Genomic DNA, 21,714 nt, shown 5'->3' with positions numbered 1-21,714 from the left:
TTCGTTGTTTACCAGTGGCCGGCCGCGGCGCCGCCGTCCACGGGCAGGATGGCGCCCGTGGTGTAGGCCGAATCCGTCAGGTATAAGACCGCCCCGACGATGTCGTCCACCTTGCCCATGCGGCCCGCGGGCTGCAGCGAGTTCAGGAAGCCGAACGTGGCGGGATCGTGCATCGGCGTCTCGATGATGCCGGGCGCCACCGCATTGACGCGGATATTCCGGTCCGACAGTTCGATTGCCAGCGCCCGCGTCGCGTGATTCAGGCCGCCCTTGATCAGCACGGGCAGCAACGCCGGCACGCGCATGCTGGGCTGCAGCGCAATGCTGGCCGTGATGTTCACGATGTGGCCGTCGCGGTTTTCGGCCATGTGGCCCGCCGCCTGTTGGGTGATATGGAAAAAGCCCTTCAGGTTGGTGTCGATGATGCGGTCCAGGTCGTCGTCGGTGTACTCGCCCAAGGGCTTGGGGATGAAGATGCCGGCGTTGTTGATCAGCACATCGATCCGGCCAAAGCCCGCGATGGCCTGGCGCACGATCTCGCGGGCCGTGCCGGCGAGCGCGATGTCGCCGGCGACGGGAAGAAAGCTGGCGGGATTGCCCAGGCGGTCGGCCGCCGCGGCGAGCCCTTCCTGGCTGCGGGCGTTGCCCACCACGTTGTCGCCTCGGCGCAGATAGGCCTGCGCCAGGGCGAATCCGATCCCGCTGGACGCGCCCGTGATCACTACGGTCTTGTTGGACATTTCAATACTCCGGTTCTGGCATGTGAAGGGTGCCTGCGCGCTCAGACAGTGAGACGAACTATAGGAGCGCGCGCGCCGGCGATAAACGCCCGCGCCGGAACATGAATTGATACCTGGCGGAACAAGCGGCGCTCGCCGCTGTGCGAACGGGCCGTCCGGCGATAAGATGCGCTACCCGTGCATAACGACAAACGGGACGGAGACAACATGCATCGCCACACCAAGAATGCGCTGCGCGGCCTGGCCGCGCTGGCGTTGAGCCAGATCGCGCCGGCGCACGCCGCGGGCTACCCGGCCAAGCCCATTACCTTCATCGTGCCGTACACCGCCGGCGGGACGACCGATCTGGTCGCGCGCACTGCGGGCCAGAAAGTGGCCGAGAAGCTCGGACAGCCCGTGATCGTCGAGAACCGTCCCGGCGCGGGCGGCAATATCGGCATGGACGCGGTGGCCAAGGCGGCCCCGGACGGCTACGTGATCGGCTTTGGCGCCATCTCCACGAACGCGCTGAATCCTTTCGTATATCCGAAGATGCCCTTCGACCCGACCCGGGATTTCACCGGCATCAGCATGCTGGGGGCGTCGTCCGTGGTCCTGGAGGTCGGGCCGTCGGTCAAGGTGGACAGCGTCAAGGACCTGATCGCCTACGCCAAGACGCATCCGGGCACCGCCTACGGCACGCCGGGCACGGGCACCTCGATGCACCTCGCAGGCGTGATGTTCGACCAACAGACCGGGGCCGGCATGCAGCACGTGCCCTACAAGGGCAGCGCGCAGGCGCTCAATGACCTGCTGGGCGGGCACCTGCCGGTGATGTTCGACAACCTGCCCGCATCGCTGCCGCACATCCAGGCAGGCAAGGTCCGCGCGTTGGCCGTCACCGGCAGCAAGCGTGCGCCGGCGCTGCCGGACGTGCCGACGCTGGCCGAGCTGGGCTATTCGGGCGCCGTGGTGGATCCGTGGTTCGCGGTCTACGGGCCGGCCGGCATGTCGCCCGAGGTCACCCGCGCCCTGAGCGACGCCTTTCAGGCGGCGCTCGCCATGCCGGACGTGAAGGACAAGCTGGAAAAGGCCGGGTTCATGCCCTACGGCTCCACGCCGCAGGAAGTCGAGCGCCTGACGCAAAGCCAGCACGAGGCCTTCAAGGCCTTGTCGCAAAAGGTCAAGCTGTCGGCGGACTGATGGGCGGGCGGGACCCCGGCCGCTCAACGGCCGAGGGTCCCGCCCGTGGCGGGGCTAGCGGCCGCGCGCCAGCGCCTGTTCCCGCTGCTCTTCCAGCGCCTCGCGACGGATGAAGTCGCGCACGAAGGCGTCGGCAGGATGATGGTGCAGGTTATAGGGCGTGTCCCATTGCGCGATGCGGCCCTTGGCCATGATGCCGATGCGGTCGGCGATGGCGAAGGCCTCGGCCTGGTTGTGCGTCACCAGGATCGCGGTGTGGCCGGTCGTCTTCAGGATTTCGCGCACCTCGAAGGCCAGGCGCTCGCGCGTGTCCACGTCCAGGTTGGAAAACGGTTCGTCCAGCAGCAGCAGGTCGGGCGAGGGCGCCAGCGCACGGGCCAGCGCCACGCGCTGCTGCTGGCCGCCGGAGATCTCGTGCGGATAGCTGTTCGCGGCATGCGCCAGGCCCACCAGCTCCAGCATTTCCTCGACGCGGCGCGCGCGCTCGGGACGCGGCAGCTTGCGCAGTCCGAACGCCACGTTCTGCGCGACGGTGAGGTGCGGGAACAAGGCATAGTCCTGGAACATCATGCCCACGCGGCGCAGCTCCGGCGCGACCTGTTCGGTGGGCGAAGAGATGACGACGCCGTCCAGCAGGATGCGGCCCGCGCGCACCGGCTCGAAGCCGGCGATCGCGCGCAGCACCGTGGTCTTGCCGCAGCCCGATTCGCCCAGCAGGCAGCCGATGTGGCCGGCGGGCAGGCCGAGCGACAGGTCCTGGACGATCGGCTTCAGGCCGGCAGGCGTGTCGTAGGCCAGGGAGATGTGGTCGATTTCAAGCAGATCGGGCACGATGATCAATGTCCCATTTTCAGATTGGTGCGCGCCAGCAGGATGACCGGCAACAGACCGGCCAGCACGATGGCCAGGGCCGCCACGGCGCCTTCCTCATACGTGCCGCGCGCGGCTTCCGCGTAGAGCCAGGTGGCGAGCGTGTCGAAGTTCATGGGGCGCAGCAGCAGGGTCGCGGGCAGTTCCTTCATGGCATCGACGAACACCAGCAGCGCGCTGGCGGCCAGCGCGGGGCGCAGCAGCGGCAAGTGGACGCGGCGCAACGTGCCAGCGGAGGTCTCGCCCAGCAGGCGGGAAGCCTGCTCCAGCGAAGGCGGAATGCGCGCCAGCCCCGCTTCGAGCGCGCCGGTTGAAATGGCCAGGAAGCGGATCGCATACGCGCACACAAGCGCGCCCATGGAACCCATCAGGAACAGCCCGGTGCCGCCGAAGAGGCGCGCGACCGCGGTGTCGATCCACACGAACGGCGTCAACAGGCCAATGGCCAGGACGGTGCCGGGCACGGCGTAGCCCAGGCTGGCGATGCGCGCGCAGGCGCGCCCCGGATTGAAGCTGGCGCTTTCGCGCAGGCTGCGGCCGGCCCAGGCGACGATCAGGCCGCACAGCAAGGTCACGACCGTGGCGCTGGAGGCGACGATCACGGTGTTGCTCAGGCCGCGGATCAACTGGTCGGACACGCCGCCCACCAGGTGCAGGCGCTTGTAGGTTTCCACCACGAGATACAGCGCGGGCGCGGCGAACCCCAGCAGCACCGGAATCCAGCCCAGCACGACCGCGACCGCGGCGGACGCGCCGTGCAGCCGGCGCGGCTGCATCGGCCGCATGCGCTGCGTGTTGGCATAGCGCTGCCGCTTGCGGCCATGGCGTTCCAGCAGGATCAGTCCGATGACGATGGCCAGCATGGTCAGCGCGATCTGCGCCGCGCCCGCCAGGTCGGATCGCGTGACCCAGGTGGTGTAGACGGAGACGGTCAGCGTCTGCACGCCCAGGAACTCGGACGCGCCGATGTCGTTCAGCGTCTCCAGCAGCGCAAGGCTCACGCCGACCACGATGGCCGGCCGCGCCAGGGGCAGGGCGACGCGGCAGAACACCGCGACGCGGCCCGCGCCCAGCGTGCGCGCCGCTTCGAGCAGACTGGCCGCCTGCGTCATGAACATGACGCGGGTGCTCAGGTAGACATAGGGATACAGCACGAAGCCCAGCACGAAGATCGCGCCGTAGATCGAGCGCAGGTCGGGCAGGCGGAACTGGCGGGGGCTGTCGTAGCCCAGCAGCGCGCGGATCGCGGACTGGATGGGGCCGATGGGATGCAGCAGGTCCAGATAGGCGAAGGCGATGATGTAGGTGGGCACCGCCAGCGGCAGCAGCAGGGCCCAGGTGAGGATCCGGCGCGTGGGAAAGTCGTACGCCGTGACCAACCACGCGGCGCCGGTGCCCAGCAGCGTCACCACGATGCCGACGCCGGCAAGCAGCAGGGCGGTGTTCGCGAGGGCTTGGGGCAGCACGTAGCTCGCCAGGTGCTGCCAGTGTTCCAGGCTGCCGCCCAGCGCCCACCAGCCCAGCGTCAATACCGGCGCAAGCACCGCCAGCGCGATCAGGGCCGCGCCGGCCAGCCAGCCGGTTCCGCGTTCAGACCAGCGCAGCCGCAGCGGCCGGGGCAAGGAATCTGTATGCATGCTTCAAAGTCGGTTGCATCAAAGGCAAGGCCTGTTCCCCCGAAAAGCGGGAACAGGCCCTACGCGTGGCCCCGCTGCCGGGGCGCTTGCGTGTCACTGCCGCAGGGTTGCGCCATGCCCGTGGGCATGGCTGCCCGGCAGCTTATCAGTTGTCGAAGCCGACCTTGTCCACAAGTTCGCTGGCTTGCTTGCGGTGCTTTGCGATCTCGGTCAGGGGCAGGGGATCGACCTTCAGTTCGCCGAAGCTTGCGACGACCGGATCCAGCTTCACGCCCTTGCGGACGGGGTATTCATAGTTGGCCTGCGCATACAGGGCCTGCGCCGGCTCGGACACCAGGAAGTCCAGCAGCTTGACCGCGTTGGCCTTGTTGGGCGCATGCGCCGCCACGGCCGCGCCGCTGATGTTCACGTGCGTGCCGCCGCTCTTGGCGTTGGCGAAGGTCGGGCGGATGACCTTGATGGCGTCGCCCCACTTGCGTGCGTCGGTGCCCGGTTCGGCGTTCTTCATGTGGCCGACGTAGTAGGCATTGGCCAGGCCGATGTCGCAGATGCCACCCAGGATGTCGCGCGCCACGTCGCGGTCGCCGCCGGCGGCCTTGCGGGCCAGGTTGGCCTTGACGCCGCGCAGCCATTTCTCGGTGGCTTCGGCGCCGTCGTGCGCGATCATCGAGGCGACCAGCGCGGTGTTGTAGGGATGCTGGCCCGAACGGATGCAGACTTTGCCCTTCCATTTGGGATCGGCCAGGTCTTCGTAGCGGAAGGACTCCAGCTTGAGGTCCTTTTCCACGTACAGCACGCGGTCGCGCAGCGACAGCGCGTACCACTTGCCGTCGGCGCCGCGCAGGTTGGCGGGGATGACCGATTCCAGCGTCTGCGACTTGACGGATTGCGTGACGCCGCCGTCCACGAGGTCGAGCAGGTTGCCGATGTCCACGGTCATCAGCACGTCGGCGGGCGACTTGGCGCCTTCAGCCTTGACGCGCTCCAACAGGCCGTCCTTGACGAAAACGGTGTTGACCTTGATGCCGCTTTCCTTGGTGAAGGCGTCCAGCAGCGGCTGGATCAGCTTGGGTTCCCGGGTGGTGTAGAGGCTGACTTCTTCCGCGGCGTTGGCCGAAACGGTGAAGGCGGCGGCGCCGGCGAGCGCCAGGGCGCGCAGCAGCGAATTCAATTGGGGACGCTTGGTCATGAAGGAACTCCAGCTCAGGCTGAAACGAAAATGGCTTGGCGGAATCGGTTGCCCGTCGCCGTTGCCAAAACGGTCTGCTAACGAAAATGATTATCAAGTGAGAGTGCGACGATAACAGGAAGCAATGCGCCGTTCAACTGTCCGTAAGCCGATGATTCAGGACCTTGATTCCTATCAAGATGGAATAAGGGTATTACGGAATAATGAGAGCAGTTATCATCGAGACCCTGTAGAATAGGGTCAACCCTAATGCCCGCCGCGTCCTTTTCCGCGGCCGGGAAATGACCTCGCGGCGCCAGCCGGGCCATGCCCGTCCACTGTCCGCACTTACTGAATACGACATGGCTGCTTTCAACACTGAGCGCGTACTTAGCGTGCACCACTGGAACGACACCCTGTTCTCCTTCACCACGACGCGTGACGCGGCCTTGCGGTTCCACAATGGCCACTTCGTGATGATCGGCCTCGAAGTCGAAGGCAAGCCGCTGCTGCGGGCCTACAGCATCGCCAGCGCCAACTACGAAGAAAACCTTGAATTCCTCAGCATCAAGGTGCAGAACGGTCCGCTGACCTCGCGGCTGCAGCATCTGAAAGAAGGCGACACCATCCTCGTCAGCCGCAAGCCCGTGGGTACGCTGGTCGTCGACGACCTCAAGCCCGGCAAGCACCTGTTCCTGTTCGGCACCGGCACGGGTCTCGCGCCTTTCATGAGCATCATCAAGGACCCGGACGTCTACGAACGCTTCGACAAGGTCATCCTGGTGCACGGCGTGCGCTGGGTCAGCGAGCTGGCCTACGCCAACTACATCGAAAACGAGCTGCCGAACAACGAGTTCTTCGGCGACGTCGTGCGCGACAAGCTGGTCTATTACCCCACGGTCACGCGCGAGCCCTTCCGCAACCAGGGCCGAATCACCGAACTGCTCGAAAACGGCAAGCTGTGCGCCGATATCGGCATTCCGCAGATCAACCCCGAAACCGATCGCGCCATGATCTGCGGCAGCCCGCATATGCTGGCCGACATCAGCGCCATGCTCGACAGCCGCGGCTTCGTGGTGTCGCCGGGCGTGGGTCAGCCGGGCGATTACGTCGTCGAACGCGCCTTCGTGGACAAATAACTCGCTGCGGCTACGTCGGCCGGACAACGTCCTGACGTCAGTCGCAACGACAGTCGCAAAAAAAGGCCCATCGCAATCGTGATGGGCCTTTTGCCATTTGTTTTTTGCCTTGTGCGCCGATGGCGCACGGCGCGGGGTTCATTCCGGCTGGATGCCGGCCTTCTTGATGATGTCGCCCCACTTCCTGGATTCGGCTTGTTGGAACTTCGCCAGCTCGTCCGGGGTCGACGTGGCGGCCTCGGTGCCGGTCTGGGCGTAGAACTGTTGGGCGGCCTTGCCCTTGGTGGCGTTGACCAGCAATTCGTTCAGGCGCTTGACCACATCGGGCGGCGTGCCGGCCGGCGCATAGGCGGCGAACCAATAGCCCATCTCGTAGCCTGGCACGCCGGCTTCGGCGATGGTGGGTACGTCCGGCGCCAGCGGCGAGCGTGCCTGGCCCGTCACGCCAAGCGCGCGCAGCTTGCCGGACTTGACCTGGGGCAGGCCGGTGGCCGAATCGGTGATCATCATGTCGATCTGCCCGCCCAGCAGGTCCGTGACGGCCAGCGGGTTGCTCTTGTAGGGCACGTGCAGCAACTGCACGTTCGCCATCTGCTGCAGCAGCTCACCCGCGATGCGGCTGCTGGAACTGCCGCTGCCAAAGCTCAGCTTGCCCGGCGACTGCTTGGCCAGGGCCAGGAACTCGCCCACCGTCTTGGCGGACGAACTGGGATTGACCACCATGATCTGGCCGCCCTTGCCCAGCAACGTGAGGGGGGCAAAGTCCTTGACCGGATCGTAGGTCAGCGATTTGTAGAGATGTTCGTTGGCGGCGTGCGTGGTGTTGGTGGTGATCAGCACCGTGTAGCCGTCCGGCGTGGCGCGCGCGCCCGCCGCCGCGCCGATCATGGCGCTGGCGCCGGGCTTGTTCTCGATGACGACGGCCTGGCCGGTCTGGTCCGTGACGCCCTGGCCGACGGCCCGACCGATCTGGTCGGTGGCGCTGCCCGCCGCGAACGGCACGATGAAGGTGATGGGCTTGGCGGGGAATTGCGCCATGGCCGAAAGGGGCAGGGCGGCGGCCAGCAGCAGGGCCAGCCGGCCCTTGGTAGCAATGCGCATGTGTGTCTCCTGTGGTGTTTTCTTATCGGAACTGCAGTCAGGCGGCCGCGGGGCGGTCGCCGGGTATGTCTGGCAGCCGGCTCGCCAGCTCGGGGCTGACCTCCACCGTCATGTCCAGCAATCTGAAAGACAGGCTCTTGCCGTGCGTGTCGAGGTTCAAGGCATCGTTGACGCCGCCGTCCAGGACGCCCTCCAGCACGAAATTCATGGCGTTCAGCATCGGCAGGGCGTAGCGGGTGACCCGCTTCGGATGGCGATAGGCAAACCATTGCGCCACGCGCGATTCGGTCACCTGCTCGGCCAGCACGTCATAGCATTCGGCGTCCCAGGCGATCAGGCTCAGGTTCGAAATGTCGCCCTTGTCGCCGGAGCGGCCATGGGCCAACCGGTACAACGGCACAGCGAGCAAAGTCTGGGTCATGGCGCGATTTCCTCCAGGAAATTCCAGCCGCTCCGGACGGCCTCGCGGGGAATGGTGCAGGACATCATGTTCAGACGCGGGCGCAAGGCGGTGCGCACGCCGCCGCCGCCGGCCGGACCGCAGGTATAGAGCGCGGTCACCTCGCGCAGCACGCGCTCGGCCTGGGCGCGGTCGGCGTTTTCCGTCGCCAGGCGTAGCCGCACGTCGCGGGCGTGGCTGTCGGGCGTTGCGCGCCGCATCGCGCCCGCGTCGTCGCCCAGGATGCTGATGGCGCCGATCAGGTCGGCGCGCAACTTGTAATCGGCGCCCAGGCGCTTTTGCACGATGTCGGCGGCGAGCCGGGCGCGGGCCTCGGCCTGCACGCCCGCGTACGAGATCTCGGCCTCGGCCAGCCACCCCCCGCGATAGCAGACGTTGACCTTCAATTCGTCGGGCCGCGCATGGCCCGTGATGCCGTGGACCGCGACGCGGTTGCCGCCCAGCTCGACCACGCGCGCCTGGCTCAGGTCGGCGACCACGTCCGGCGTCAGATAGCGCGCGGGATCATGGACTTCGTACAGCAGTTGTTCCTTGACGGTGCGCGCGTCGACAGCGCCGCCCGTGCCCTCGGCCTTGCCGATCACGAACTCGCCATCGGCCTGGATCTCGGCGATCGGAAAGCCCGCGGCGTGCACGTCCGGCACCTCCTTGAGCCCCGGCACGCAGAAATAGCCCCCGGTGACCTGCAAGCCGCATTCGAGCATGTGGCCCGCCATGGTGGCGCGCCCCAGCCGCGGCCAGTCGGCGGGATCCCAGCCGAAATGGGCCAGCGCCGGTCCCAGGGTCAGCGACGGGTCGGCCACGCGCCCCGCCACCACGATCTGCGCGCCGGCGGACAAGGCCTGCGCAATTTCCGCGGCGCCCAGATAGGCAGTGGCGCTCACGATGTCCAGGCCGTCCAGCGCGGCGCCCAGGCGCTCTTTGAGTAGGGCGCGATGTTCGGGCCCATTGAGCGCGTCGCCATGCACGACCGCGATGCGCGGGACGGGCAGGCCCTGTTCGCGCGCCAGTTCGGCGATGCGTCTTGCGGCGGCGGGCGGATTGGCCGCGCCGAAATTGCTGACGATGTTGATGCCATGGCGCAGGCAATCGGCCAATATCGGGCCGACCAGCTCGTCCAGCAGCGGCTCATAGCCGCGGTTGGGATCGTCATTGCGCGCCAGTTGCGCCAGCGCCAGCGTCCGCTCGGCCAGCGTCTCAAAAATCAGGGTGCCGCCGCCGCGGGCGGCAAGGGTGCGGACCACGGCAGCGGCGCCGTCGCTGCGGTCGCCGGAGAATCCGGAGGCGCAGCCTATGAGCAGGGGAGGTTGAGACATGAGCGGGTCCAGACGCGTTCAGGGTTGGAACGACTATAGGCAAGCCGCGATCATCCGTAAAATAGAAAAATCGGATCGATTAATCCAAGAAAGCCATGAATCTATCCTCTCGCCAATTGCGTGCCTTCGTGGCGCTTGCCGATGAAAAGCACTTCACCCGCGCCGCGCAGCGCTGCCACCTGACCCAACCGGCGTTCAGCGCGCTGATCCGATCGCTCGAAGACAGCGCCGGCCTGCGGCTTTTCGACCGCAGCACGCGCCACGTCGAACTGACCGCCGAAGGACGGGTGCTGGACGCTTCGGCGCGCCGCCTGCTGGCGGACATGGACCTGGCCATGGGCGACCTGCGCGACCTGGCCGACCGCCGCCGGGGCAGGGTGACACTGGCCGCGCTGCCCTCGCTGGCCGCCGGCTGGCTGCCGACCCTGCTGGCGCGCTTCAAGCAGGCGCATCCGGGCATCGTGCTGGACCTGCGCGACGCCTTGCTCGATCCCTGCCTGGACATGGTGCAAAACGGGGTGGTCGACTTTGCCGTGGCCTCGCGCCGTCCTGATATGACGGACCTGGACAGCGAATTCCTGCACGCCGACCGCTATTTCCTGGTCTGCCGCGCGGACCATCCCCTGGCGCAACAACCGCGGGTGCGGCTGCGCGACGTCCTGCGCCATCCCCTGATCCAGCTTGCGCGCGGCAGCAGTGTGCGCAAACATCTGGACGAAGCGCTGGGCGCCGAGGCCCCGCTGCCGGTCTTCGAGGTGGAACACCTGGCCACGGTCACCGGATTGGTGCGCGCCGGCCTGGGCGTATCGGTCGTGCCCGCCATGACGCTGTTCCATTTCCGCAGCGAGGACCTGCGCGTCGTGCCGCTGGCGGGCCGCGCGCTGACCCGGCCCCTGTACCTCGTGCGGCGCAAGGGCCGCAGCCTGTCCGTGGCGGCGCAGGCGCTCGCCGACCTGCTGATTGCGCACCGGGGGGACATCGGCGGCGCGGGCCATCGGCCCGTGGCGCACGACCCGTCCTAACCCATCTATACGGCGAACCGCCACTTTCGCAAACGTCTATTGCTGATTAAACTCCGATAGTTGTAGCTTCTATCCGTCACCAGAAGGATTCCGCCCATGAGCAAGCAAATCATTCATACCGACGCCGCGCCCGCTGCCGTCGGCCCTTACTCGCAAGCGGTTGCCGTCAGCGGCACCAAGACCGTCTATCTCTCGGGCCAGATCGGCCTGGAGCCGGGCACCGGCGACCTGGTATCCGAAAACTTCGACGCCCAGGTGCGTCAGGCTTTCGCCAACATGCAGGAGGTCATCAAGGCAGCAGGCGGTACGCTGGACAACGTGGTCAAGCTCACGCTGTTTTTGACCGACCTGGGCAAGTTCACGGCGGCCAACGCCATCATGGCCGAGATCATCCCTCAGCCGTTCCCGGCGCGCTCCACCATCGGCGTGGCCAGCCTGCCCAAGGGCGCGCAGTTCGAAGTCGAAGCCATCATGGTCCTGTAAGACGCGCCCGGACGTTTCATTCCAGGGGTTCGTTCCTACATGCCGGCCGCAGCAGTGGCCTCCAAACGCACCGGCGCCGACAAGAACGGCGCCGGCAAACCGATGACGGATACGGAGCGCAAGCTTCGTAACCTGGGCCTGGTGCTGCCCGAGGACTTCGTGCTGCACCTGCCGCTGCGCTACGAAGACGAAACACGCGTCATCCCCATCAGCGCGCTGCGGCCCGGCTTTGCCGGCCAGGTCGAAGGCGAAATCACCAAGTCCGAGGTCCTGTACCGGCCCCGGCGCCAGCTCACCGCCACGCTGGTGGACGACAGCGGCGAACTGCAATTGCGCTGGCTGAACTTCTATCCCAGCCAACAAAAGCAAGTCACCGTGGGCAAGCGGCTGCGCGCCCGCGGCGAAGTGCGCGGCGGCCTCTTCGGCCGCGAAATGGTCCATCCGCGGCTGACCAGCGCGGACTCGCCGCTGCCGACCGCGCTGACGCCCGTCTATCCCACCACCGAAGGGCTGCCCCAGCCGACCCTGCGCCGCGCCATCGCGCAGGCGCTGGACCGGGCGGACCTGTCCGACACGCTGCCCGACGAGGCGCGCGCACTCTACGACCTGCCGCCCTTCGAACCCGCGATCCGCGCATTGCACACCCCAGCGCAGGGTGAATCGGAACAGGCCTTGCTCGACCGCGTGCACCCCGCATGGCGCCGGATCAAGTTCGACGAATTGCTCGCGCAGCAGCTTTCGCTGGCGGCCGCGCGCGCGGCGCGCCGCATCAAGGAAGCAGAGGCGCTGCCCGCGCAGACGGGGGGCGGCGGCCTGGTCGCCCGGCTCTACGAGGCCCTGCCGTTCAAGCTGACGGGCGCGCAACAGCGCGTCGTGCAGGAAATTTCCGCGGACCTTGCCAAGCCGTATCCCATGCATCGCCTCCTGCAGGGCGACGTGGGCAGCGGCAAGACCGTGGTAGCGGCCATCGCGGCCGCGCAGGCCATCGCGGGCGGCGCGCAGGTCGCGCTGATGGCGCCCACCGAAATCCTGGCCGAGCAGCACTTTCGCAAACTCGTGTCCTGGCTGCAGCCGCTGGGCGTGAACGTCGCCTGGCTGAGCGGCAGTCTCACCGCCAAGGCGCGGCGCGAAGCCGCCGCCGCGGCCGCCGACGGCAGCGTGCAGCTCGTGGTGGGCACCCAGGCCCTGATCCAGGACCATGTCGAGTTCCATCGGCTTGGCCTGTCCATCGTGGACGAACAGCATCGCTTCGGCGTGGGCCAGCGCCTCGCGCTGACACGCAAAGGCGAGACCGTGCGCGGCCGCATCGTGCCGCACCAGCTCAACATGAGCGCCACCCCCATCCCGCGCACCCTGGCCATGACCTTCTTCGCCGACCTGGACGTCTCCGTGATCGACGAATTGCCGCCCGGACGCAGCCCCGTGGTCACCAAGCTGGTCTCCGACGCGCGCCGCGAAGAAGTCATCGCCCACATCGCCCAGGCCGCGCGCGGCGGGCAGCAGGCCTATTGGGTCTGTCCGCTGGTCGAGGAGAGCGAGGCCCTCGAACTGCAAACCGCCGTCGACACCTACGAAGGCATGCGAACCGACCTGCCGGACCTGCGGATCGGCCTCGTGCATGGCCGCCTGCCGCAGGCCGAGAAGGCCGCGGTCATGCAGGCCTTTCGCGACGGCGACATCGACCTGCTCGTCGCCACCACCGTCATCGAAGTCGGCGTGGACGTCCCGAACGCCTCGCTGATGGTGATCGAACACGCCGAGCGTTTCGGCCTGGCTCAATTGCATCAGTTGCGTGGCCGGGTAGGGCGCGGCACGGCAGAGTCCGTCTGCGTCCTGCTCTACCAGACGCCGCTGTCCCAGGTGGCGCGCGAACGTCTGCGCGCCATGTTCGAAACCTCGGACGGCTTCGAGATCGCGCGGCGCGATCTGGAGCAGCGCGGCCCGGGAGAATTCCTTGGCACGCGCCAGTCGGGCATGGCGCTGCTGCGCTTTGCCGACCTGGAAACGGACGCCGCGATCGCCGAAGACGCGCGCGACGCCGCCGTCTGGCTGCGCGCAGAACATCCCGCCGCCGTCGAGGCGCATCTGGCCCGCTGGATGCGCGGCCGCGAAGACTTTCTGCGGACCTGATCATGCGGCCCGACCACCACCTTGAATCCTCAAGCACCGGCCACGGGGCCGGCGCGTAACCCCGGGGGCGCAGTCCACCATGACTCTCACCGAACTGAAGTACATCGTCGCCGTCGCCCGCGAGCGGCATTTTGGCCGCGCGGCCGAAGCCTGTTTCGTCAGCCAGCCGACGTTGTCGGTCGCCATCCGCAAGCTGGAGGACGAACTGGGCGTGACGCTGTTCGAACGCGGCGGCTCCGAGGTCGGCGTAACGCCCATCGGCCAGCGCATCGTCGCGCAGGCGCAGAAGGTGCTGGAGGAGAGCGCAAGCATCAAGGAAATCGCCAGGCAGGGCCACGACCCGCTGGCCGGCCCGCTGCGCGTCGGCGTCATCCACACCATCGGGCCCTACCTGCTGCCCAAGCTGGTGCCCGTGCAGATCAGCCGCACGCCGCAGATGCCGCTGCTGCTGCAAGAGAACTTCACCGTCCGTCTCGTGGAACTGCTGCGCCAGGGCGAAATCGACTGCGCCATCATGGCCTTGCCGCTGCCCGAAGCCGGCCTGGTCATGCAGCCGCTCTACGACGAACCCTTCGTCGTCGCCGTGCCCAACGACCATGAACTGGCCCAGCGCAAGTCCATCGACGCGCAAGACCTGAAACAGCAGACCATGCTGCTGCTGGGCAGCGGGCATTGCTTCCGCGACCAGGTCCTGGAGGTCTGTCCCGAGCTGTCGCGCTTTTCGGCCGCCAGCGACGGCATCCAGCGCACCTTCGAAGGCTCCTCCCTGGAAACCATCCGCCACATGGTCGCCGCCGGCATCGGCGTCACCGTGCTGCCGGTCACCGCCGTGCCCGAACATCCGCCCGCCAACAGCCTGCTGCGGTACCTGCCTTTCGACGGCCAGGTGCCCGAACGCCGCGTGGTGCTTGCCTGGCGCCGCAGCTTCCCGCGCCTGGCCGCGATCGAGGCGCTGGCGCAGGCCGTCTACGAATGCGAGCTGCCGGGTGTGAAGATGCTGGCTGGCGAAGCCGCGGCCATGCAGGACTGACCACGCGTGACTGCACCCGTATTCGTCAGCGCGATGGTTTTTTGCGCCGCGTCAAACGGTCGCAGGCCATCTTGAGATCGGGCCCGCGACAACGCCCGTTCTGTCGTGTTTGCAGTGGTATTCTTATTCCCGCCTTTTTCCATAGGAGCTAGCAATGGCCAAGTCCACCAAGAAGACCTCGAGCGTTCCGCGCATCAACATCGGTATTTCGGACAAGGACCGCGCCGCGGTCGCAGGCGAACTGTCCAAGCTGCTGGCTGATTCGTACACGCTGTACCTGATGACGCACAACTTCCACTGGAACGTCACCGGCCCCATGTTCAACACGCTGCATCTGATGTTCATGACGCAGTACACCGAAGAATGGAACGCGCTGGACAGCATCGCCGAGCGCATCCGCGCCCTGGGCCACTATGCGCCGGGCACCTACCGCGAATACGCCAAGCTGTCGTCCATCGCCGAGCCGGACTCCGTGCCGGACGCGCTGGAAATGGTGCGCCTGCTGGTCGACGGCAATGAATCGGTCGCCAAGACCGCCCGCGCCGCCTTCGAAAAGGCCGACGCCGCCAACGACCAGCCCACGGCCGACCTGCTCACGCAGCGTCTGGACGTGCATGAAAAGAACGCGTGGATGCTGCGCAGCCTGCTGCAGTAAATTCAATTCGTAGTTCGCTTACAATAGCCGGCCGTCGCACCCGTCAAGGGCGACGACCGGACTTTGTGAACACTGACAATGGCCGCCGAGAGGCGGCCATGTCTATGCGACGTGCCACAGTTAACGCCCCAGACGCCATCTTCTGCCACCATCTCTTGCTCCGCGCATTCGTTGCGTTGGCTCCGCGCGTCGCTGTGCATCCTGTCGCAGCAAGCCAAAGACCTACCCCCCCAAGCCGTTCCATCCTCTAGCGCCCAGTCCCGCCTGTCGCCGCGCGCCTTCGCCCGGTCTCTGACGGACATGCGAGCCGGCACAAGCGCCGCCACGGCCGCGCTGCGCCGTCATCCGTCGCGGCCCCTTCATCCCCAACCAGGCAGGTCATGAGTAGCAGTAGCAGTAGCAGTAGCAGTAGCAGTGAAGTCCGTGAACCTGGTTTCCCGAGTTGTGTGCTGATTACTGGAGCGACTGGCGGCATAGGCGGGGCCTTGGCGTTAGAGTACGCGGCCGGCGGCACCCGGACTCTCATTTTGCAGGGCCGCAACGCTGCGCGCCTGAGCGAGTTGAGTGCAGCCTGCCAAGCCCACGGCGCGCGTGTCGTCACGCAAGAACTCGACGTGCGCGACCACGAGGCGCTGATGACGTGGTTGTCGGCCGCCTGCGAAGCCGACATGCCGGAACTCGTCATCGCCAATGCGGGCGTCAACATCAATACCGGCGAGCAACAACAGGGCGAGGCGTGGCAGGACGTGCACCGCCTGCTCGACGTCAACGTCAAGGCCGTGTTCGCCACCGTGCACGGCGTGTTGCCCTCCATGCGCGCGCGCGGTCACGGCCAGATCGCACTGGTCAGTTCGCTGGCCGCCTGGCGCGGCCTGCCGGAAACCCCCAGCTACAGCGCCAGCAAGGCTGCCGTAAAAGTCTACGGCGAGGCCATGCGCGATGCGTTGGCCGCTGAAGGTGTCCGGTTCAACGTCATCATGCCGGGGTATGTCGAGTCCCAGATGTGCTTCGACATGCCCGGCCCCAAGCCATTCCTGTGGAAGCCGGAAAAGGCAGCCCGAGTCATCCGACGTGGACTGCAGGTGAACCGTGCCCGGATCAGCTTCCCGTTTCCCTTGAATCTGGGGTGCTTTTTGCTGTCGGTGATCCATCCCGCGGTGTCTGGATGGATCTTGAGAAGGCTGGGTTACGGTGATTGAGGCTTTCTGGATACCGCTGCTGCCGCCGTATTTGATTGGGTTGGTGCTGTCGTGGGTAGTCGAGACGTTGCTGACGCCGCGTCCGGTCGCCCCATGGCGCCGGCCTGCGGCCGCGATCGGCGTGCATGTGGGGGTGTGGACGCTGGCGTTTGCTTTGGAACTTGCGCTATTCCGGCGGCCGTACTTCGGCGTAGCCAACGTGTTAGCCATCCAGCTGTTGATTGTGCTGGTCAGCAACGCGAAGTACCGCGCATTGCGTGAACCGTTCGTTTATCCGGACTTTGAATACTTCACCGATGCGATCAAGCATCCGCGGCTGTACCTGCCTTTTTTCGGCTTGGCACGAGCGCTGGCTGCCGGGGGAGGTTACGGTGCCGCGTTGTGGGCGGGATTGGCGCTGGAAGACTCGGTCACAGCGGGCGCCGGGCTGTGGCTGGTGTCGTTTGCCGACTTGCCGCAGGAGCATATGTTCGATCCTACGGCGCCGGTCGTGCTGTTTTTTGTGCATGCCTTCGGCCTCGCAGCCGCAGGATTGGCCCTCGCCATGGTGGTTGGCAGCCGCAATCCCGTCACCTTCGATGCCTCGGAGGATTTGCAGCGGCTCGGCATGGTGGGCGTACTCTGGGCATACGGCCGTAGCGAGCGGCAGCGTACGGACGCCTTGCGCGGCCAGGCGCCGTTCGCGTCGGCCAAACCCCCAGACGTGTTGCCCAATCCGCTGCCTGACCTTGTTGTGGTCCAAAGCGAGTCGTTCTTCGACGCTAGACGCGCCTATCCACGCGTAATGCGGCAGGATGTGTTGGCAAATTTCGACCTGCTCAAGTCCGAAGCCTCCATGCATGGGCAACTGAAAGTCGCTGCTTGGGGCGCCAATACCGTGCGCACAGAATTCGCGTTTCTTGCGGGCATGGGTATGGATGTCCTCGGTATTCATCAATACAACCCATATCGCAGGCTTGCTGCGCAGGAATTTCCCACGATGGCGTCATACCTGAAATCGCTCGGGTATCGGACCGTCTGCGTGCATCCTTACCATCGGTCTTTTTATCGCCGCGACAAAGCTCTGCCGTTATTGGGCTTTGATGAGTTTATCGGAATTGAAGCATTTCAAAATTCCAAACATGATGGCCCTTATGTGGGCGATCGGGCGTTGGGGGCGCATATTGCTTCCATATTGAAAGAAAAATCGATCCGACCCCTTTATTTACACGTGATCACGATGGAGAACCATGGTCCGTTGCATTTGGAAAATGTAATTCCAGGCAAGGTCGCGGATGTGCTTCAAGGTTCGATGCCGGCAGGAGGGCAGGACTTGGTGACCTATTGCCGGCACCTACGAAATGCAGACGCGATGTTTGGAGACTTGCGAGAATGTTTGCTGGCGCGTAAAGCGTCGTCTGTGTTGTGCATTTTCGGTGATCACGTACCCATCATGCCAGACGTATATCGGGAGATTGGTGTGCCGGACGGCACCACTGACTACGTGATCTGGCGGTCAGACAGACCTGCTTCACGTCAAAGTGCGGCGCCCCAGGATGTGGCCCTGCTGGGAAATGCGTATCTGAAAATCGCGGAGGTCATGGCGGGTTAGCCACGTTTTTATCGAAAGCCTGGTGTTATTAAACTTCTCAAGGGCGCCGCGATACATTAAGATATATGTAGTGACATTTAGACATAAAATGCAGAGTGTGGACGTGTTTGAGCCAGTGTGTGTAACGGCCATTTTCCTCGTTGGCGTACAATCCTGACGCTGAGTCGAGTGATGACCTGTGGACGCACGCGTCCTGCAATATTTTTAAAATAATTTGCTGCAGTTTGTAGTGCCCTACAACATTAGATGATGAATTTCGAACAACTAAAATCCAAGCGCCTGTTTTTATGGATCGTCGGAGTACCCCTCATTCTGGCAGTCGCGTATTACAGCTTTTTCGCGCTTGACCGCTATGTGAGCATGGCGCAGGTCGCAGTAAGGCAGGTTGGAAATAATGAAGCACCCCAGATGCCGGGATTGGCCGTCATGTTGAGTGGTCTGAATCCGACATCCAGGGAGGAAACGCTTTATTTGCGAGAGTTTCTGACCTCCCAAGATATGCTGAACGTGCTTCAGCAAAAGCTGAATTGGTCTTCTCACTATGCAGGGCGCTGGCAAGATCCGTTCTACTGGTTGTCCAGGGACGCGCAACGCGAGGATCTGCTTGAATACTACCAACGCATGGTCGATGCGCATTTTGATGAGCAGACAGGCCTGTTGAGTGTCCGCGTTCAAGCATTTGATCCCAAGTTCGCCGAAGAAGCCCTGAAGGTTATGCTCGGGGAAAGCGAGAGGTTTGTGAATGAACTGTCGCACCGGATGGCCCGGGAGCAGATGGCGTTCGCGCAAAGCGAATTGGCGAAAGCTCGCTCAGCCTATGAAGAGCGTCGCGAAGACATGCTGAAATTTCAAAGCAGCAATAATCTGCTGGATGCCGAGGCGACCGCTAAGGCGCGAGCCGAAATTATTGCGGAGTTGGAAGCCAATCTCACAAAAGAACGCACCGCTTTGAAGGGGCTTACCGGAACATTGAGCTCCGATACGCCGCAGGTACGGCAGCAGCGCAATCGTATTCGCGCCCTGGAGCAACAACTTGCGGCCGAGACACAACGACTGGTTTCGCATAAGGACGGCGACCGGCTCAATGTGGTTGCATCCCGATATCGCAATCTGACGATCGATGCCGCAATTGCGGAAGAGGCCTACAAGTTTGCCGTCAGCTCGGTTGAATCTGCTCGCATCGAGGCCAGCAAGAAATTGCGGAGTCTGGTCAGAGTGGTCTCGCCCAATGTACCTGATCGGGCTATTTATCCCGAGAGAATCTACGGCCTGGTAACCCTGTTTCTTGCGCTCCTGATGCTGTATGGCATCGCCCGCTTCGTCATTGCGACGATCGAAGACCATCGCGATTAATTCCCGCTAAAAAAAATGACCGTCTTATCTTCTCGCACGGTGGTGCGTAGTTCAGTGTTTTGCCTGTCGCTCCTGCTGAGCGGCTGCGGCAGCTTATTGTCTTCGGCTGGGCCGTCGCGTTTTGCCGTGATGAACAGTGAGAGCTCCCAGGACTACACGCTGATCGATTTGAGCGCTGAGACCATCGCGCCCTACATGCGGCCGATGGAACCACCCCTGAACCATTCGGTCGCGCTGCCCTCGATTCCGGAAATCCGGCTGGTGTCTGGAGATGTGCTGCGGGTGATGATCGCGGATTCCGCGACGGAGGGCGCGGTCTTTGCACCCTTGGCGTCCGGCGGGACCGTTTTCGATAACGTGCGTATTGATAGCAAAGGCGCGATTTCCTTGCCCTACGTGGGTAGAGAGGTAGTCGCGGGTAAAACCCTCGGCGCGGTGGAAGCCTTGATACGCCGAAAACTGAGGGGCATGGCAAGTGACGCGCAAGTGCAAGTCGCTTTGACTGGAGACCTGTCGGGATCGGTGCTTGTTGCCGGGGCTGTAAAGGCTCCCGGAAGGTTTTCTGCGCTTCAGGGACCGCTGACGTTGCTCGACGCGATAAATCGCGCCGGTGGACCCGTGCTTGAACCGCACCTGATTCGGGTGGTTGTGCGAACAGGAGACAAGTCCTATCAGTTCAATTATCACGACCTGTTGGCCGGCAATAATCAGGTTGTGCCGCCCGGCGCTGAGATTGTGCTGGAGCGCGCGCGCAAACGATTCGTGGCGATGGGTTCCGTTGGAGAGCCCGGGCTGCACGATCTGCCGTCGAACAATCCAAGCCTTCTGGAGGTGTTGGGCAGCGTTAAGGGGCTCAATGAAGTCAAAGCCGATGCTGCTGGGGTCTTTGTATTCCGTCTGGTTGAGGAGAAGGATGCCGTTACTGGCGAGGCGAAGGCGAAGGCGGAAGTTTTTCGTCTGAATTTGAAGGAGCCGGCCGCCATGTTCCTGGCCCGTCAGTTCCTGGTGCAGCCGGAAGATGCCGTCTACGTCACCAACGCGGCAATCTATGAGTGGCAGAAGATCATTTCGCCGATTGTGCAGGTGCTGGTTCTCGGTCGAACTATCAATTCAGGCTTCTGATGAGTAACAAGGCAGTCGTTAAGTTGTCATGAAAAAAAGAACGCCGCTCAAGATAGCTCGCGTCGTGACGTTTGCGCTTGTTCTCCGGGAGATCAAGGGCAAGTTCGGTGCGAATCGGTTGGGCGCATTCTGGTTCATTTTCGAGCCATTGGCCCACATTGTCGTGCTTATATCGATTTATTCGGTTCTTCGAGCAAACAACAATTACGGCGTGGATCTGCCGACTTTCCTGATCTCGGGAGTGATCCCATTCTTGTTGTTCAAGAACATTGCATTGAAGGGTATGGAGGCGGTGAGTGCCAACAGGGCACTTTTCTCGTATCGGCAGATCAAGCCATTCGACACGATAGTGGCAAGAACGATTGTCGAATGTGCCCTGATGGCATGTATTTATCTGGTTGTCGTGTTTGCGCTGGGTTTCTGGGGTGGGTATGACGTGGCAATCGTCCGTCCGTTGGAATGGCTTGGCTATCTGATTATTGGTGTCGTACTGTCGTTTGGATTGGCACTGATTTTCTGCATTATTGGTGAAGCTGCTCCCGAAACGAAGACGTTTATCCGCCTTGCGTACATGCCACTGTATTTCGTATCTGGAGTCATACTCCCCCTGTGGTTGATTCCCGGGCGATTCCTCGATGCGTTGTTGTGGAATCCATACCTTCACATCATCGAAGGGATGCGTGAAAACGCATTTGCCGTGTATCCCAAAATTCAAGGAATCAGCGTCCAATATTCGAGTTCCGTTGCCGTGCTCTTCCTGTTTGCGGGAGTTGCGCTGTACCGAGCGCGTCGTTTGAAACTGGTCGCGACATGATTGAGCTCAGAAATGTCTGCAAGTCGTATCGAACGAAGGCGGGGCGCGTGCCTGTCTTCGATAATCTTTCTCTGGTCATTCCCGAGGGTAAGAACGTAGCGATTCTTGGAAATAACGGGGTTGGTAAGTCCACTCTATTGAGGCTGCTGGGCGGTATTGACATACCGGATAGCGGGCGCATCTATACAAACAAGTCGATCTCATGGCCCGTCGGATTGAGTGGCGGTTTCCAAGGTTCGATGACGGGCCGCGAAAATGTGAAGTTTGTCGCCCGCGTATACGGCGCTGAAGGCCAGCGGATGAGCGAGGTTGTCCGCGAGGTCGAGGAGTTCGCTGAGATCGGAAAATACTTCGATCAACCGGTCAAGCAATATTCATCAGGCATGCGAGCCAGGCTGGCGTTCGGTCTGAGCCTGGCATTTGACTTTGACTATTATTTGATTGATGAAGCCATGTCTGTTGGCGACGCGCATTTTCGCGAAAAGGCTACGGCGGCCTTTCAGGAGCGGATCGACACCGCGAATGTGCTTTTGATTTCTCATGGAATGGGCCAGGTCCGCAAAATTTGCAATCATGTGCTCGTCTTAAAGAAGGGTGCAATCGAACAGTATGAAGACGTCGAGGCCGGAATTGAGGCGTATCAACGTGGTTGAGAAGAAGTGATCTATTCGCCTGGCGCTCGATTTCGCTTCTCCTGCATAG

The 21,714-nt window shown here is 63.7% G+C and carries 20 protein-coding genes; 13 read left to right on the top strand and 7 right to left on the bottom strand.

Annotation, left to right across the window (positions count from 1 at the left end; all coding sequences use genetic code 11):
• Positions 1 to 8 precede the first annotated feature (8 nt).
• Complete coding sequence (locus ACZ50Q_RS15650; protein WP_464078907.1) at positions 9 to 740, bottom strand: SDR family NAD(P)-dependent oxidoreductase; 732 nt, start codon at positions 738 to 740, stop codon at positions 9 to 11.
• 207 nt (positions 741 to 947) lie between these two features.
• Between ACZ50Q_RS15650 and ACZ50Q_RS15645 the strand changes: the two genes are divergently transcribed.
• On the top strand, positions 948 to 1,922 hold the full coding sequence (locus ACZ50Q_RS15645) for a Bug family tripartite tricarboxylate transporter substrate binding protein (protein WP_464078906.1): 975 nt from the start codon (positions 948 to 950) through the stop codon (positions 1,920 to 1,922).
• Positions 1,923 to 1,976: 54 nt separating this feature from the next.
• Here the strand turns inward: ACZ50Q_RS15645 and ACZ50Q_RS15640 are convergent, their stop codons facing one another.
• From ACZ50Q_RS15640 to ACZ50Q_RS15630, 3 genes are all read right to left on the bottom strand, one after another.
• Positions 1,977 to 2,753: an ABC transporter ATP-binding protein gene (locus ACZ50Q_RS15640; protein ID WP_464078905.1), complete on the bottom strand. Its 777-nt coding sequence runs from the start codon at positions 2,751 to 2,753 to the stop codon at positions 1,977 to 1,979.
• Positions 2,754 to 2,758: 5 nt separating this feature from the next.
• The gene (locus tag ACZ50Q_RS15635; protein WP_464078904.1) at positions 2,759 to 4,429 is read right to left on the bottom strand and encodes an ABC transporter permease; all 1,671 of its coding nucleotides are present in this window, start codon (positions 4,427 to 4,429) and stop codon (positions 2,759 to 2,761) included.
• Between the two features lie 145 nt (positions 4,430 to 4,574).
• Positions 4,575 to 5,618 (bottom strand): Fe(3+) ABC transporter substrate-binding protein, encoded by a 1,044-nt coding sequence (locus ACZ50Q_RS15630; protein ID WP_092575701.1) that lies wholly within the window; start codon positions 5,616 to 5,618, stop codon positions 4,575 to 4,577.
• 341 nt (positions 5,619 to 5,959) lie between these two features.
• Between ACZ50Q_RS15630 and ACZ50Q_RS15625 the strand changes: the two genes are divergently transcribed.
• Entirely contained in the window at positions 5,960 to 6,736 is a 777-nt protein-coding gene (locus tag ACZ50Q_RS15625; protein WP_076521008.1) for a ferredoxin--NADP reductase, read from the top strand.
• A 138-nt stretch (positions 6,737 to 6,874) separates the two neighbouring features.
• Here ACZ50Q_RS15625 and ACZ50Q_RS15620 read toward each other — a convergent pair whose 3' ends face one another.
• Genes ACZ50Q_RS15620 through ACZ50Q_RS15610 form a run of 3 tightly spaced genes read right to left on the bottom strand, consistent with a single transcriptional unit; the run spans position 6,875 to position 9,613 of the window.
• Positions 6,875 to 7,837, bottom strand: a complete 963-nt coding sequence (locus ACZ50Q_RS15620; protein WP_464078903.1) for a Bug family tripartite tricarboxylate transporter substrate binding protein — start codon at positions 7,835 to 7,837, stop codon at positions 6,875 to 6,877.
• Positions 7,838 to 7,874: 37 nt separating this feature from the next.
• Entirely contained in the window at positions 7,875 to 8,258 is a 384-nt protein-coding gene (locus ACZ50Q_RS15615; protein ID WP_092575707.1) for an AtuA-related protein, read from the bottom strand.
• On the bottom strand, positions 8,255 to 9,613 hold the full coding sequence (locus tag ACZ50Q_RS15610; RefSeq protein WP_092575710.1) for an acyclic terpene utilization AtuA family protein: 1,359 nt from the start codon (positions 9,611 to 9,613) through the stop codon (positions 8,255 to 8,257). Before ACZ50Q_RS15610 ends, ACZ50Q_RS15615 begins: the two co-directional genes overlap by 4 nt.
• Positions 9,614 to 9,708: 95 nt before the next feature.
• On the opposite strand from ACZ50Q_RS15610, the gene ACZ50Q_RS15605 reads away from it, so the two are divergent.
• The 11 genes from ACZ50Q_RS15605 to ACZ50Q_RS15555 all read left to right on the top strand — a co-directional run bounded on the left by ACZ50Q_RS15605 (position 9,709) and on the right by ACZ50Q_RS15555 (position 21,665).
• The gene (locus tag ACZ50Q_RS15605; RefSeq protein ID WP_464078902.1) at positions 9,709 to 10,635 is read left to right on the top strand and encodes a LysR family transcriptional regulator; all 927 of its coding nucleotides are present in this window, start codon (positions 9,709 to 9,711) and stop codon (positions 10,633 to 10,635) included.
• 96 nt (positions 10,636 to 10,731) lie between these two features.
• Positions 10,732 to 11,118, top strand: coding sequence for a Rid family detoxifying hydrolase (locus ACZ50Q_RS15600; RefSeq protein WP_076521003.1), 387 nt, complete (start codon positions 10,732 to 10,734; stop codon positions 11,116 to 11,118).
• Positions 11,119 to 11,157: 39 nt separating this feature from the next.
• Positions 11,158 to 13,248, top strand: a complete 2,091-nt coding sequence (recG, locus tag ACZ50Q_RS15595) for an ATP-dependent DNA helicase RecG (RefSeq protein ID WP_464078901.1) — start codon at positions 11,158 to 11,160, stop codon at positions 13,246 to 13,248.
• Positions 13,249 to 13,327: 79 nt separating this feature from the next.
• Positions 13,328 to 14,278 carry a LysR substrate-binding domain-containing protein gene (locus ACZ50Q_RS15590; RefSeq protein ID WP_076521001.1) on the top strand — a complete coding sequence of 317 codons (951 nt, stop codon included), beginning with the start codon at positions 13,328 to 13,330 and terminating at the stop codon, positions 14,276 to 14,278.
• A 154-nt stretch (positions 14,279 to 14,432) separates the two neighbouring features.
• Positions 14,433 to 14,933, top strand: coding sequence for a Dps family protein (locus ACZ50Q_RS15585; protein WP_063954941.1), 501 nt, complete (start codon positions 14,433 to 14,435; stop codon positions 14,931 to 14,933).
• 380 nt (positions 14,934 to 15,313) lie between these two features.
• Positions 15,314 to 16,132, top strand: coding sequence for an SDR family NAD(P)-dependent oxidoreductase (locus tag ACZ50Q_RS15580; protein WP_464078900.1), 819 nt, complete (start codon positions 15,314 to 15,316; stop codon positions 16,130 to 16,132).
• Positions 16,125 to 17,723 carry an LTA synthase family protein gene (locus ACZ50Q_RS15575; protein WP_464078899.1) on the top strand — a complete coding sequence of 533 codons (1,599 nt, stop codon included), beginning with the start codon at positions 16,125 to 16,127 and terminating at the stop codon, positions 17,721 to 17,723. The genes ACZ50Q_RS15580 and ACZ50Q_RS15575 overlap by 8 nt, the downstream gene beginning before the upstream one ends.
• A gap of 246 nt (positions 17,724 to 17,969) precedes the next feature.
• Positions 17,970 to 19,076 (top strand): KpsE/RkpR family capsule polysaccharide export protein, encoded by a 1,107-nt coding sequence (locus ACZ50Q_RS15570; protein ID WP_464078898.1) that lies wholly within the window; start codon positions 17,970 to 17,972, stop codon positions 19,074 to 19,076.
• 15 nt (positions 19,077 to 19,091) lie between these two features.
• A complete protein-coding gene (locus tag ACZ50Q_RS15565) occupies positions 19,092 to 20,198 on the top strand; it encodes a polysaccharide biosynthesis/export family protein (RefSeq protein WP_464078897.1) in 1,107 nt (368 codons plus the stop codon).
• Between the two features lie 28 nt (positions 20,199 to 20,226).
• A complete protein-coding gene (locus ACZ50Q_RS15560) occupies positions 20,227 to 21,012 on the top strand; it encodes an ABC transporter permease (RefSeq protein ID WP_464078896.1) in 786 nt (261 codons plus the stop codon).
• 47 nt (positions 21,013 to 21,059) lie between these two features.
• Positions 21,060 to 21,665: an ABC transporter ATP-binding protein gene (locus tag ACZ50Q_RS15555; protein WP_464078895.1), complete on the top strand. Its 606-nt coding sequence runs from the start codon at positions 21,060 to 21,062 to the stop codon at positions 21,663 to 21,665.
• The last annotated feature ends 49 nt before the right edge of the window (positions 21,666 to 21,714 follow it).

The organism is Achromobacter sp. T5-5 (assembly GCF_055397965.1).
This window is presented reverse-complemented; position numbering and strand designations above follow the sequence as displayed.

Bases quoted from the DNA above. Each gene is read 5' to 3' on its own strand.
- ACZ50Q_RS15650 (WP_464078907.1), bottom strand. From the start codon at position 740: ATGTCCAACAAGACCGTAGTGATCACGGGCGCGTCCAGCGGGATCGGA.
- ACZ50Q_RS15645 (WP_464078906.1), top strand. From the start codon at position 948: ATGCATCGCCACACCAAGAATGCGCTGCGCGGCCTGGCCGCGCTGGCG.
- ACZ50Q_RS15635 (WP_464078904.1), bottom strand. From the start codon at position 4,429: ATGCATACAGATTCCTTGCCCCGGCCGCTGCGGCTGCGCTGGTCTGAA.
- ACZ50Q_RS15630 (WP_092575701.1), bottom strand. From the start codon at position 5,618: ATGACCAAGCGTCCCCAATTGAATTCGCTGCTGCGCGCCCTGGCGCTC.
- ACZ50Q_RS15625 (WP_076521008.1), top strand. From the start codon at position 5,960: ATGGCTGCTTTCAACACTGAGCGCGTACTTAGCGTGCACCACTGGAAC.
- ACZ50Q_RS15620 (WP_464078903.1), bottom strand. From the start codon at position 7,837: ATGCGCATTGCTACCAAGGGCCGGCTGGCCCTGCTGCTGGCCGCCGCC.
- ACZ50Q_RS15615 (WP_092575707.1), bottom strand. From the start codon at position 8,258: ATGACCCAGACTTTGCTCGCTGTGCCGTTGTACCGGTTGGCCCATGGC.
- ACZ50Q_RS15610 (WP_092575710.1), bottom strand. From the start codon at position 9,613: ATGTCTCAACCTCCCCTGCTCATAGGCTGCGCCTCCGGATTCTCCGGC.
- ACZ50Q_RS15605 (WP_464078902.1), top strand. From the start codon at position 9,709: ATGAATCTATCCTCTCGCCAATTGCGTGCCTTCGTGGCGCTTGCCGAT.
- ACZ50Q_RS15600 (WP_076521003.1), top strand. From the start codon at position 10,732: ATGAGCAAGCAAATCATTCATACCGACGCCGCGCCCGCTGCCGTCGGC.
- recG (WP_464078901.1), top strand. From the start codon at position 11,158: ATGCCGGCCGCAGCAGTGGCCTCCAAACGCACCGGCGCCGACAAGAAC.
- ACZ50Q_RS15590 (WP_076521001.1), top strand. From the start codon at position 13,328: ATGACTCTCACCGAACTGAAGTACATCGTCGCCGTCGCCCGCGAGCGG.
- ACZ50Q_RS15585 (WP_063954941.1), top strand. From the start codon at position 14,433: ATGGCCAAGTCCACCAAGAAGACCTCGAGCGTTCCGCGCATCAACATC.
- ACZ50Q_RS15580 (WP_464078900.1), top strand. From the start codon at position 15,314: ATGAGTAGCAGTAGCAGTAGCAGTAGCAGTAGCAGTGAAGTCCGTGAA.
- ACZ50Q_RS15570 (WP_464078898.1), top strand. From the start codon at position 17,970: ATGATGAATTTCGAACAACTAAAATCCAAGCGCCTGTTTTTATGGATC.
- ACZ50Q_RS15565 (WP_464078897.1), top strand. From the start codon at position 19,092: ATGACCGTCTTATCTTCTCGCACGGTGGTGCGTAGTTCAGTGTTTTGC.
- ACZ50Q_RS15560 (WP_464078896.1), top strand. From the start codon at position 20,227: ATGAAAAAAAGAACGCCGCTCAAGATAGCTCGCGTCGTGACGTTTGCG.